Origin of the sequence: Pseudomonas sp. MM213 (assembly GCF_020423045.1) — a bacterium.
GTDB classification, from domain to species: Bacteria; Pseudomonadota; Gammaproteobacteria; order Pseudomonadales; family Pseudomonadaceae; genus Aquipseudomonas; species Aquipseudomonas migulae.
This window is the reverse complement of record NZ_CP081943.1, coordinates 5,253,855-5,266,122: the sequence shown is the minus strand read 5'-3', so window position 1 is coordinate 5,266,122 and position 12,268 is coordinate 5,253,855. Positions and strand designations below refer to the sequence as shown.

Annotated in this window: 9 protein-coding genes and 2 tRNA genes; 4 read left to right on the top strand and 7 right to left on the bottom strand. The window is 59.6% G+C overall.

The window, feature by feature from the left end; translation table 11 throughout:
• Positions 1 to 16: 16 nt before the first annotated feature.
• From K5R88_RS23970 to rnr, 5 genes are all read right to left on the bottom strand, one after another.
• Positions 17 to 910: a hypothetical protein gene (locus tag K5R88_RS23970; protein WP_008035345.1), complete on the bottom strand. Its 894-nt coding sequence runs from the start codon at positions 908 to 910 to the stop codon at positions 17 to 19.
• A gap of 36 nt (positions 911 to 946) precedes the next feature.
• The gene (gene rpsR / locus K5R88_RS23965; protein ID WP_002551829.1) at positions 947 to 1,177 is read right to left on the bottom strand and encodes a 30S ribosomal protein S18; all 231 of its coding nucleotides are present in this window, start codon (positions 1,175 to 1,177) and stop codon (positions 947 to 949) included.
• A gap of 28 nt (positions 1,178 to 1,205) precedes the next feature.
• The gene (gene rpsF, locus K5R88_RS23960) at positions 1,206 to 1,628 is read right to left on the bottom strand and encodes a 30S ribosomal protein S6 (RefSeq protein ID WP_008035342.1); all 423 of its coding nucleotides are present in this window, start codon (positions 1,626 to 1,628) and stop codon (positions 1,206 to 1,208) included.
• Between the two features lie 315 nt (positions 1,629 to 1,943).
• Positions 1,944 to 2,711, bottom strand: coding sequence for a 23S rRNA (guanosine(2251)-2'-O)-methyltransferase RlmB (gene rlmB, locus K5R88_RS23955; RefSeq protein ID WP_008035339.1), 768 nt, complete (start codon positions 2,709 to 2,711; stop codon positions 1,944 to 1,946).
• Positions 2,708 to 5,326 (bottom strand): ribonuclease R, encoded by a 2,619-nt coding sequence (gene rnr / locus K5R88_RS23950; RefSeq protein ID WP_223451150.1) that lies wholly within the window; start codon positions 5,324 to 5,326, stop codon positions 2,708 to 2,710. The genes rlmB and rnr overlap by 4 nt, the downstream gene beginning before the upstream one ends.
• Before the next feature lie 224 nt (positions 5,327 to 5,550).
• Between rnr and K5R88_RS23945 the strand changes: the two genes are divergently transcribed.
• From K5R88_RS23945 to K5R88_RS23930, 4 genes are all read left to right on the top strand, one after another.
• Positions 5,551 to 5,637 (top strand) — tRNA-Leu (locus K5R88_RS23945).
• 166 nt (positions 5,638 to 5,803) lie between these two features.
• A tRNA-Leu gene (locus K5R88_RS23940) sits at positions 5,804 to 5,890 on the top strand.
• Between the two features lie 283 nt (positions 5,891 to 6,173).
• Positions 6,174 to 7,184: an iron ABC transporter substrate-binding protein gene (locus K5R88_RS23935; protein ID WP_226298484.1), complete on the top strand. Its 1,011-nt coding sequence runs from the start codon at positions 6,174 to 6,176 to the stop codon at positions 7,182 to 7,184.
• The gene (locus tag K5R88_RS23930; RefSeq protein WP_226298483.1) at positions 7,184 to 8,749 is read left to right on the top strand and encodes an ABC transporter permease; all 1,566 of its coding nucleotides are present in this window, start codon (positions 7,184 to 7,186) and stop codon (positions 8,747 to 8,749) included. The genes K5R88_RS23935 and K5R88_RS23930 overlap by 1 nt, the downstream gene beginning before the upstream one ends.
• 96 nt (positions 8,750 to 8,845) lie before the next feature.
• Here the strand turns inward: K5R88_RS23930 and K5R88_RS23925 are convergent, their stop codons facing one another.
• Together K5R88_RS23925 and K5R88_RS23920 are read right to left on the bottom strand one after the other, a co-directional pair.
• Positions 8,846 to 10,780 (bottom strand): methyl-accepting chemotaxis protein, encoded by a 1,935-nt coding sequence (locus tag K5R88_RS23925; RefSeq protein WP_192226926.1) that lies wholly within the window; start codon positions 10,778 to 10,780, stop codon positions 8,846 to 8,848.
• Between the two features lie 150 nt (positions 10,781 to 10,930).
• Entirely contained in the window at positions 10,931 to 12,220 is a 1,290-nt protein-coding gene (locus K5R88_RS23920; protein ID WP_008035326.1) for an adenylosuccinate synthase, read from the bottom strand.
• Positions 12,221 to 12,268: the final 48 nt, after the last annotated feature.

The window sequence follows — 12,268 nt, the reverse complement described above, 5'->3', positions numbered from 1 at the left end:
AAAATCCTCTTAACTTTTAACCTTCACCGTTCGCGCTATCGACGTCTTTCGGCGTCGAACGACCGCGAAAATCAATCAGGCTGTCGACGATGGCCAAGACCACCAGCAACGGATAGATCAGCTGCATGAACAGCAACAGCGTGACGTACAACCCCACCAGCCAGAATCTGGCCAGTCGCTTTTGCGCCACCAGCCCGTGAATCAGGGCCAGCCCGGCGAACACCAGCGGTACACTGCACAACGGCGTCAACATGGCCATCTGCGGACCGATGTTCGGCCCCAGAAGCATGAACGCCAGCAGTAACATCGCCAGCCCCAGCGGGAATCGGATGGCGCGAAATTCGCGACCAAAACCACCCGGGTTGTACAACAACGCCTGCCAGTAGCGCCCGACAATCAGGCTCAGCACACTGACGATTTGCAACAAGGCCGCAATCAGGCCAGTCAGGACCGGTGCAATCAGGGACGCAAAATGCGCTTGCTCGTCTACCGACAACTTCTGGTAGACATCACCGAGTAGCGACGGCATGACCTTTATCAAGGCCTGCGCCAGCATCTCGATTTGGGGAGCAAAAACTGTCCCCAGCACCACTGCAAACACCACTCCCATCGCTATGCTGACCAGCAGCACGCGGTTCCAGGACTCGCTTGCGCGCAAAACCAACGCAAGGCTCGAAGACCCCAGCAGCACCAGAAGTGCCCGTGGGTCATCGGAGTAAAGCCACCAGATCAACGCCGGCAGCAGCCCCAGAGCAAGTACGCCAAGGGCGTCCTTCAATCCGCGCCGCAGGAGCACAAGGCATCCGGCGGCAGCACCCAACCAATACAACAACGGCAATGTTGCGCATCCAGCCACTACGAGAGTGGCCTGCATACGGCCGCGCATGATGAACTCAGCTATGGCACGCATGCATTCAATCCTTTGCTACGTGTCGACTGCCCGGTCTCAGCGGCCGTGGCTGTCGGTGTAGGCCAGCAGGGCCAGGAAGCGGGCGCGCTTGATAGCGGTGGCCAGCTGACGCTGATAACGAGCTTTGGTACCGGTGATGCGGCTTGGAACGATTTTGCCGGTCTCGGATACGTAGGCTTTCAGAGTGTTGAGATCTTTGTAATCGATCTCTTTCACGTCTTCAGCGGTGAAGCGGCAGAATTTACGACGACGGAAGAAACGTGCCATGTAATAGGCTCCTCAAAAGGTCCGTGGATTACTCGTCAGCGTTATCGCTGTTGTCGCTGTCATCACCATCAACGCCTTCGGCGTCGGAGTGCTCAGGACGGTCGCGACGCTCACGGCGCTCACTGCGGTTTTCTTCAGCCTTGAGCATCTCGGATTGGCCGGTAACGGCTTCTTCGCGACGGATGACCAGGTTACGGATCACTGCATCGTTGTAGCGGAAGTTGTCTTCCAGCTCGGCCAGGGCCTTGCCAGTGCACTCAACGTTCAGCATCACGTAGTGAGCCTTGTGAACATTGTTGATTGCGTAGGCCAGTTGACGACGGCCCCAATCTTCCAGACGGTGGATTTTGCCGCCGTCTTCTTCGATCAGCTTGGTGTAACGCTCAACCATGCCGCCGACTTGCTCGCTTTGATCCGGGTGGACCAAAAAGATGATTTCGTAATGACGCATGAATGCTCCTTACGGGTTGTAGCCTGCCGCTCAAAAGCGGTCAGACAAGGAGTGAATGACACTTATGGACTTGCTTGCGATAGACACATGCGTGCCTGCCGTCACAGCAAGGGGCGCAATTGTAGAGAAGGGACAGAAGAGGTGCAAGGCAATTGGTGATTATTTGAACAGCTGGCTCAGTCACCCTTTTTTGGGCACGTCACAAAACACTGTGGGAGCGAGCCTGCTCGCGATGAGGGCGCAACATTCAATACTTATGCTGAATGTTACAACGCCATCGCGAGCAGGCTCGCTCCCACAGGGATTACATGCGAATCAGGACTTTTTGGCGGATCCGGCGGCTTTTACGCTGCGCTGGCGCTGCGCTTCAAACAGGCAGACACCGGTGGCCACGGACACATTGAGACTGCTGACGCTGCCGGCCATCGGCAGGTGCACCAGGTAGTCGCAAAGATCGCGGGTCAGGCGACGCATGCCGCTGCCTTCCGCGCCCATGATCAGGATGGTCGGCCCGGTCATGTCTTGCTGATACAGGCTCTGCTCGGCTTCGCCCGCCGTACCGACAACCCACAAGCCGCGCTGCTTGAGCTTTTCAAGCGTACGCGCCAGGTTGGTCACGGCGACCAACGGAATCACTTCCGCCGCGCCACACGCAACCTTTCGTACCGTTGGAGTCAGCGTGGCCGACTTGTCTTTCGGCACGATCACCGCTAGCGCACCGGCCGCATCGGCCGAACGCAGGCAAGCGCCAAGGTTGTGCGGATCGGTCACGCCGTCGAGCACCAGCAACAGCGGTGCGCCATCAGTGCGATCGAGCAGCTCGTCGAGCATTGCCTCGCCCCAGACCTGGCTCGGACTCACGTCCGCCACCACGCCCTGGTGCACGCCTTCAACCCAGGCATCCAGCTCGCGACGTTCGGCATTGCCGACGGCCACGCGGTTTTCGGCCGCGAGCGCGATCAGCGTCTGAACCCGCGGATCACTGCGGCCTTCCGCCAGCCAGATCTGCTTGACGCGTTTCGGGTGGTGACGCAGCAATGCTTCTACCGCATGCACGCCGTAGATTTTTTCCAACTGACTCATGACTTGGCCTTAGGTTTACGCGCCCCGCCGCTTTTGGCTGGGGCCGAGCCCGCTTTTGGCGGGCCTTTACGGTGTTTGCTTGGCTTGCTGCCGGTGGCCTTGTCAGGCGCCGACCGCCCGGTCTTTCCCCCAGACGCCGCTTTACCACCGCTTTTCGCTTCAGACAGCAACGCCTGCTTCAGTTCACGGCTTTTGCGCAGCTCGGCGTTTTTCGCCGCGGCATCGCTCGGGCGATAGGCCTCGACAGCCTTTTCCTTAGCAGGACGACGGCCGGTTTTCGCCGGCGCCGGTTCTGCGGCGGTTTTGGCCGCAGGAGCAGCCGTTTCATGCCCGCGCTTCTTGCGGCCGATCGGCGCGCTGATGGTTTTTTCAGCCATCTCGAAGTCGATCTTGCGCTCGTCGAGGTCGACGCGCATCACGCGCACTTCAACGGTGTCGCCAAGGCGGAAGCTACGACCGGTGCGCTCACCGGCGAGGCGGTGATGCACAGGATCGAAGTGGTAGTAATCGCCCGGCAGCGCGGTGACGTGCACCAGGCCTTCGACGTAGATATCGGTCAGCTCGACGAACAGGCCAAAACCGGTGACGGCGGTGATCACACCCGGGAACGACTCGCCCACGCGGTCTTTCATGAACTCGCACTTGAGCCAGTTCACTACGTCGCGGGTCGCTTCGTCGGCACGGCGCTCGCTCATCGAGCACTGCTCGCCGAGTTGCTCCAGCGCGGCTTCGTCGTACGGATAGATGCGCGCCTTCGGAATGGTCATCGCACCGGCACGGCGAACGTGCGGGGTGTCCATTTTCGAATGAATGACGCTGCGGATCGCCCGGTGCGTGAGCAAGTCCGGGTAGCGGCGGATCGGCGAAGTGAAGTGGGTATAGGCTTCGTAATTCAGGCCGAAGTGACCCTGGTTATCAGCGCTGTACACCGCCTGACTCAGCGAACGCAGCATGACGGTCTGGATCAGGTGGAAATCCGGACGGTCCTTGATGCTTGCCAGCAAGGCCTGGTAATCCTTCGGCGACGGGCCGTCCTTGCCTTTGTGCAGGGACAGGCCGAGCTCGCCAAGGAAGGCGCGCAGTTTTTCCAGACGCTCCGGTGGCGGACCATCGTGGACGCGATACAGCGCAGGAATTTCGTGCTTCTTCAGGAATTCGGCAGTGGCCACGTTGGCCGCCAGCATGCATTCCTCGATCAGCTTGTGTGCATCGTTGCGCACGGTCGGACGGATTTCGGCAATCTTGCGCTCGGAACCGAAGATGATCCGGGTTTCCTGCGTTTCGAAATCGATCGCGCCACGCACATGACGGGCCGCCAGCAGCACCTTGTACAGCGAATACAGCTGCTTGAGGTGTGGCAGAACGTCGGTGTATTCGCCGCGAAGCTGGCGAGCCTCGGTAACTTTCGGCGTCTCCAGCATGGTGCTGACCTTGTTATAGGTCAGACGGGCATGAGAGTGAATCACTGCTTCGTAGAAGCAGTAGTCGGTCATCTCGCCGGATTTGGAGATGGTCATCTCGCAGACCATGGCCAGACGATCGACATGTGGATTCAGCGAGCACAGGCCGTTGGACAGCTGCTCAGGCAGCATCGGCACTACGCGCTCCGGGAAGTAAACGGAGTTGCCGCGAACCTGGGATTCGTTGTCCAGCGCGGAACCGATTTTCACGTAGCTGGAAACGTCGGCAATCGCCACGTACAACTTCCAGCCACCGGAGAACAGGCGCAGCTTGCCCGGTTTGGCTTCGCAGTAGACCGCGTCATCGAAGTCGCGCGCATCTTCACCGTCGATGGTCACGAACGGCAGATGGCGCAGGTCGATGCGCTTCTCTTTGTCTTTTTCTTCAACTTCCGGCTTGAGCTTGGCGGCTTCTTTCAAGACCGCTTCAGGCCAGACGTGCGGAATATCGTAGGTGCGCAGGGCGACATCGATTTCCATGCCCGGCGCCATGTAGTTGCCCACGACTTCGACCACGTCGCCTTGCGGCTGGAAGCGTGGCGTCGGCCAGTGAGTGATCTTCACTTCGACGAACTGACCGACTTTGGCGTTGGCATTGCGGCCCGGCGTCACCAGCACTTCTTGCTGGATCTTCGGATTGTCCGCCACCACGAAGCCGATACCGCCCTCTTCGAAGTAACGACCGACGATGGTTTCGTGAGCGCGCGAGACCACTTCGACAATCATGCCTTCGCGACGACCGCGACGGTCCAGACCGGAAACACGGGCCAGCGCACGGTCGCCATCGAACACCAGACGCATTTGCGCCGGGCTCATGAACAGGTCGTCACTGCCGTCGTCCGGGACCAGGAAGCCGAAGCCGTCACGGTGACCGCTGATGCGGCCCAGGATCAGGTCGAGCTTGTCCACCGGCGCATACGTGCCACGACGGGTATAGATGAGTTGAGCGTCGCGCTCCATGGCGCGCAGGCGGCGGCGCAGGGCTTCGATCTGGTCTTCTGTGATCAGACCAAACTCTTCGACCAGTTGCTCGCGGTTAGCAGGCGAACCCCGATCAGCAAGGTGCTGAAGGATCAGTTCGCGGCTAGGAATAGGGTTTTCATATTTTTCCGCTTCACGAGCGGCCTCGGGATCGAGGGACTGCCAATCGGCCATTAGAGAGTTTTCACCTTGTCTATATGCGGGTTAGTTTGGCATAGGCGTAATGAAACGGGAAATTTCAGGCTACGAGAGCCCATCTAAAGCCCTTTATCGACAGCGCAAAGCTGATTTAAATGCCGCTGGTAAAATTTTCCAGGTTTTTTTGACGCTGGGGGTTTACAGTTAAAAAGACGCTCCGTATAGTGCGCGCCATCGACGACGGAGACGTTGCCGATACTGCCCAGATGGTGAAATTGGTAGACACGCCAGCTTCAGGTGCTGGTGACCGCAAGGTCGTGGAAGTTCGAGTCTTCTTCTGGGCACCAATTCAGAGCTTGAGATTAGATCAATTTCAAGGCTCGCACAAAAACCCGCGAAAGCGGGTTTTTTGCATTCTACGGTTCTGATTTATTAAAACCAAATCAGGGGTTTACAGATCAAACTGCTCTCCGTATAGTGCGCCACATCAACAGCGGCAACGCTGAAGATTATGCCCAGATGGTGAAATTGGTAGACACGCCAGCTTCAGGTGCTGGTGACCTTACGGTCGTGGAAGTTCGAGTCTTCTTCTGGGCACCAATTCAAATTTCAGAGCTTGCTCTGGAATTTCACAAAAACCCGCGAAAGCGGGTTTTTGCGTTTCTGGCATTCGAAAAACCACACCCCCCTGTAGGGGCGAGCCTGCTCGCGATGAACTCACAGGCGCCGCGTTTGGCCTGACAGCAAGCGTCATCATTCACGTCCATCGCGAGCAGGCTCGCTCCTACAGGAGTTTGACCACCCTCCGCAAGGCGCACTTGAGAAACAATATCGTTTATCATTGTTTCAAGTTTTTGCAATGCGACAGTGAGGAACCCTGCGAATGACGTTTCGAAATACCCTGCGCCGCGGCCTGACCATCACCCTGCTCGGCCTGGCACTCGCTACTCCCCTCACCCAGGCTGCTGATACAGTTTCCCTGACACTCTACAACGGTCAACACAAGGAAGTCGGCGACGCCGTCGCCAAAGCTTTCGAAGCCAAGACCGGCATCCACGTCAACGTGCGCAAAGGCAGCAGCAACCAGCTTGCCAGCCAGATCGTCGAAGAAGGCGATCGCTCCCCGGCCGATGTGATCTACACCGAAGAATCGCCACCGCTGAACAAACTCGGCGAGCAAGGCCTGCTGGCGCAAACTGATGCCGCCACCCTCGCCGTTCTGCCGAAAGACTACGTCGCCGGCAATGGCACCTGGATCGGCATCACCGCACGAGTCCGCGTGGTTGCGTTCAACCCCAAACTGATCGATGAAAAAGACCTGCCTAAATCGGTGATGGAATTCTCCGACCCGAAATGGCAAGGCAAGGTTGGCTTCGTGCCCACCAGCGGCGCGTTCCAGGAACAGGCCGTGGCAATCATCAAAGTGCACGGCATGGATGCAGCCGAAGAATGGCTGACTGGCTTGCGCGCATTCGGCAAGACCTACAGCAACAACATGGTCGCTTTGAAAGCCGTGGAGAACGGCGAAGTCGCGACCGTGCTGGTGAACAACTACTACTGGTTCGCCCTGCAACGCGAAAAAGGCCAGCTCGACTCGAAACTGCATTACTTCACCGGCGGCGACGTCGGCGGGCTAATCACCGTTTCCAGTGCAGCCGTGCTGAAGTCCAGCAAACATCCAAAAGAAGCCCAGCAATTCCTCGCCTACATGGCCAGCGAAGAAGGTCAGCGCGTGATCACCCAGACCACCGCCGAATACCCGCTGCACAAGGGCATGGAATCGGACCGCGGCCTCAAGCCGTTCAGCGAGCTTGAAGCACCGAAAGTCACGCCAGCCGACCTCGGCAACGCCGAAGAAGCCCTGGACCTGGAACGCGACGTTGGCTTGAACTGATGAGCGCACCGCTCTCTGCCCCAGCCATGCGCGAAAGCTACGTGCCACGGCGCAAGCGGCCGTCGATCTGGCTGCTGCTGCCGGTTTTGCTGTTGGTACTGCTCAGCGTGTTGCCGCTGGTGTATGTCGGGCTCAAGACCTGGCAGGCCGGTTGGGCCCAAGCACTGCATTTGCTGTGGCGGCCCTACGTGTTTGGCTTGCTGCGCAACACCCTGGAGCTGATGGTCGGCGTAACGGTCGCCTGTGGCGTGATCGGTTTGTCGCTGGCCTGGCTGCTGGAACGCAGCAATCTGCCAGGCCGTCGATTGTGGGGCGTGATCCTGTGCTTGCCGTTTGCGGTGCCGGCGTTTGTCAGCAGCTTTACCTGGGTCTCGCTGAGCGCGCACTTCGAGGGTTTGGGCGGGGCGATTCTGGTAATGACCCTGTCCAAGTACCCGCTGATTTTTCTGCCGGTGGCGGCGACCCTGCGCAATCTCGATCCCTCGCTTGAAGAGTCCGCGCGCACGCTCGGGCAGAATCGCTGGGGTGTGTTTTTCAGGATCACCCTGCCACTGCTGTGGCCGTCGCTGCTCGCCGGTTCACTGCTGATTGCACTGCACATGCTCGTTGAGTTCGGCGCGTTGTCGATTATTGGCTTGCAGACGTTCACTACGGCGATCTATCAGCAATTCGAACTGGAATTCAGCAATGCCAATGCGGCGATGCTTTCCGCCGTGCTGCTCGCGCTGTGCCTGATGCTGTTGTGGCTTGAGCTGCGAGCCCGTGGCAAGGGTCGGCACGTGCGCACCGGCCAGGGCGCGGCGCGGCAGGCGGAACAGGTGCAGCTGGGACCCTGGGGGGCTGTTGGGCAGATTTACTGTCTGGCACTGGCGATCATCGGCAGCGGCATTCCACTGGGGATGCTGGTGTACTGGCTGGCGGTAGGTTCGTCGGCAGCGTTTCCGGTGGCGGCGATCAGCGAGGCGCTGCTGTCGTCCCTTGCGCTTTCGCTGGGTGGCGCCGCGCTGTGCCTGGTGCTGGCGGTGCCGGTGGGCTTGTTGGTCGTGCGCTACAAAGGCCAACTGGCGATCTGGGCCGAGCGCTTGCCGTACCTGTTGCATGCGCTGCCAGGCCTGGTGATTGCGCTGACGCTGGTGTATTTCGCCCTGCACTATGTACCGGCGCTGTACCAAACGTCGGCGTTGCTGCTGATCGCTTATGCGCTGCTGTTTCTACCATTGGCGCAGGCACCGATTCGCACGGCACTGAACAAGGCTGCTCCGCAGCTGGAAGAGGCGGCTCGCACGCTGGGCGCCTCGTCGTTCAGCGCGTTTTGCCGGGTGACGCTGCCGATCATCTTCCCGGCGCTGGGCGCGGCGTTTGCGCTGGTGTTTCTGGATGCGATGAAGGAACTGACAGCGACGCTGCTACTGAGTCCGACCGGGCTCAATACGCTGGCGACAGAGGTTTGGGCGCATACCGCGAATGTGGAGTTTGCGGCGGCGGCGCCTTATGCGGCGTTGTTGATTCTGGTGTCGGGGTTGCCGGTTTACCTGTTAACAACCCGGATGTATTTGAGCCGCTGAAAAGCTTCGCGGGCAAGCCTCGCTCCTACAAGGATTGTGCAACCCCTGTAGGAGCGAGGCTTGCCCGCGAAGACGTCATACCTGCCAATACAAATTTTAAGCCCTGAACTGCCCCAGGCTCGCCTTCAACTGCGCCGCCAGGCCATCCAGCACCTTGCCGCTGGCCGTGGTTTCCACCACCGCCTGAGCCGCCTTCTCAGCCTGTGCATGAATGGTTTCAACCCGACCCCGCACCGCTTGCGCACCTTGCGCCTGATGGGCCGCTGCTTGCGTCGCCAGACCAATTGCCGCATGCACCTGCTCGACCGACACCTGCACCGATTGCTGCAACTGCGCACTGTCACGCAACACCAGCAAACCCTCGCTGGCCTGACGCCCGGCCTGGCCGATCACTTCCACCGCCTCACGCGCACCTTGCTGCAACGCCACGATGTGCGCCTGAATGTCGCCCGTGGAACTCTGGGTCTTGCTCGCCAGTGCCCGTACTTCGTCCGCTACTACGGCAAAGCCGCGACCGGTCTCACCGGCACGCGCCGCCTCGATGGCAGCGTTCAGTGCCAGCAGGTTGGTTTGCTCGGCGATCCCGTGAATCACGGTCAGCACCACTTCAATCTGCTCACTTTGCTGCGCCAGTCGTTCGATGACTTTCGCGCCGGTATCGACTTGCCCAGCCAACGCTTCGATCAGGCTGCCGACCTTCGCCGAGGTCCGGGTGTTTTCATCGGTGGCCGAACGGATATCCACCACTTGCTTCAAGGCTGCCTGCATGGCGTGGCTTTCAGATTGGGCCTCATCAGCCATTTGCGACAAGGCGCGCAAACTTTCGGCCACTTCGTCACGCTGCATGCCCGCCGCCGCATCGGCACCGGCGTTACGCAGGGTCATGGCGCCGATTTCCACGCCGGTACGCTGGGCCACATCGCCCGCTTCGCGCACGATCGGCTGCAACTTATCCACAAAGCGATTGACCGCCGAGGCCATGTCGCCGATTTCGTCCTTGCTGTTGATCTGCACGCGTTTGGTCAGGTCGCCCTCGCCCGCCGCCAGGTCGTCCATCGCGGCAATCAGCAGCTTCAAGCGATTGACTACGCGCCGCCCCAAAACCACCGCCAGCAACAGCAGCACACCGCAACCGACCAGTGCCAGGCCCATACCGATGCGCCAGCGCAAGGTCGCCGCGGCTTCCTGCACGGTGCTGGTGGTGTTGGCTTTCATTTCCGAGGCGGTGGACTGAGCAGACGTCAGACGCGCCCGCATCGCCGTGGCGCTATCAGCCGCCGCGCCTTTGAGACTGTCGCCGACCAGTTGATCACTGCTGGAGATCAGTGCAGAGAAACGCTTGTCCAGCGCCACCAGATCGGTTTCCACCGAGGCGGTGGAGACGCCCATCAAGACTTTGCCGATTTCCACGCCATTAGGGTTGATCGAGGCTTCGACGTAGTAGACCGATGGATCGTTCTTCGCCGCATCCAGCACTTTATCCAGCGCACGCTCGCCCTGACCTTTCTCCAGAAGAGCCTTGTTGATCGGGTTTTCGCGGTTGAGGTAGCGCGTCAGGTGTTGCCCCGTTGCGTCGTCATAGATCACGAACAGCACGTTGGGATTGCGCTGGGCCCGGCGGGCGAATTCGGACAGGGTGGGAACGTCACTGTCCCACATGGCGCGGGGCGCGACGGAAGCAAGAAGCTGCGCCATATCATTGGCGGAGTCCTTCAGGTCCTTTTCCAGGGTCGCACGCAGCTGCACCTGCTCGTCCTTCAGCCGCGAGGACAAACCGGCCGTGAGGCGCTGACGCGTGCTGGTGGAGAGGTTGTCGAGGCTCGACGTGACTTCGCGTCCCGCCTGCTCCAGCTCGCCGGAAAGTTTTTGACTGTCGGCACCCAGGCGCACACCTAAATCAGCTTCCAGCGCAGTCACTGTGCTCCGCGTCAGAGCAACAGCCACCAGCACCTGCACCAAAAGGGCGATACCAAGGGTAACGAACACAGGCCGCAATAGACGGCTTTGTAACAATGAGAGAACCGCCGACACTTGATATCCCTCTGCATTGACGCCATTAAATTGATGGCACGCCAGAAGACGCGCTCTTAATGAAGATCACAGCAAAGGTCATGCCGTCCAACAGGCATAAACGACAAAGGGCCCGATTAAGGGCCCTTTGTTTTTTACATCAACGACTTATTAAGCGAACGGGTGACGCAGAACGATGGTTTCGTTGCGGTCCGGGCCCGTCGAAATAATGTCGATCGGCGCACCGATCAGCTCTTCGACGCGTTTGATGTAGGCGCGTGCGTTAGCTGGCAGCTCTTCCAGGGCTTTGGCACCCACGGTCGACTCGGTCCAGCCCGGCACTTCTTCGTACACAGGCTGCAGACCCACGTAGCTATCAGCGTCAGTCGGGGCAACAGCGTTACCTTCGGCATCTTTGTAGCCGACGCAGATGTTGATGGTTTCCAGACCGTCGAGTACGTCCAGCTTGGTCAGGCAGATGCCCGAGATGCTGTTCACATCGATAGCGCGACGCAGGATAACAGCGTCAAACCAGCCACAACGACGGGCACGGCCGGTAGTCGCACCGAACTCGTGACCTTGTTTGGCCAGGTGTGCACCGACTTCGTCGAACAGTTCAGTCGGGAACGGACCCGAACCTACACGCGTGGTGTAAGCCTTGGTGATGCCCAGGATGTAGTCGAGGAACATCGGGCCAACACCCGAACCGGTAGCAACGCCGCCAGCGGTGGTGTTAGAGCTGGTCACGTACGGGTAGGTACCGTGGTCGATGTCCAGCAACGAACCTTGGGCGCCTTCAAACATGATGTCTTTGCCGGCGCGACGCAGGTCGTGCAGCTCGGCCGTCACGTCCAGCATCAGCGGCTTGAGCAGCTCAGCGTATTCTTTGCATTCGGCCAGGGTCTTTTCGAACTCGATGGCCGGCTCTTTGTAGTAACCCACCAGCATGAAGTTGTGGTAATCCACCAGTTCACGCAGCTTGTCTTCAAAGCGCGGCATGTTGAGCAGGTCGCCGACACGCAGGCCACGACGCGCAACCTTGTCTTCGTAGGCTGGGCCGATGCCGCGACCGGTCGTACCGATCTTCAGCTCGCCACGGGCCTTTTCACGGGCCTGGTCCAGCGCAACGTGGAAGGACAGGATCAGCGGGCAGGACGGGCTGATACGCAGACGCTCACGCACCGGTACGCCTTTCTCTTCCAGCTTGATGATTTCCCGCAGCAGAGCGTCAGGTGCAACCACCACGCCGTTACCGATCAGGCACTGCACGCCTTCGCGCAGCACGCCCGACGGGATCAGGTGCAAGACGGTTTTTTCGCCATCGATCACCAGGGTGTGACCAGCGTTGTGGCCACCCTGATAGCGCACTACGGCGGCAGCATGTTCGGTCAGCAGATCAACGATCTTGCCTTTGCCCTCATCACCCCATTGGGTGCCCAGGACTACGACATTCTTACCCATAACACTTGTCCTCATTCGCGCAAACTTGGTGCCGGCCAAGGGCCGGCA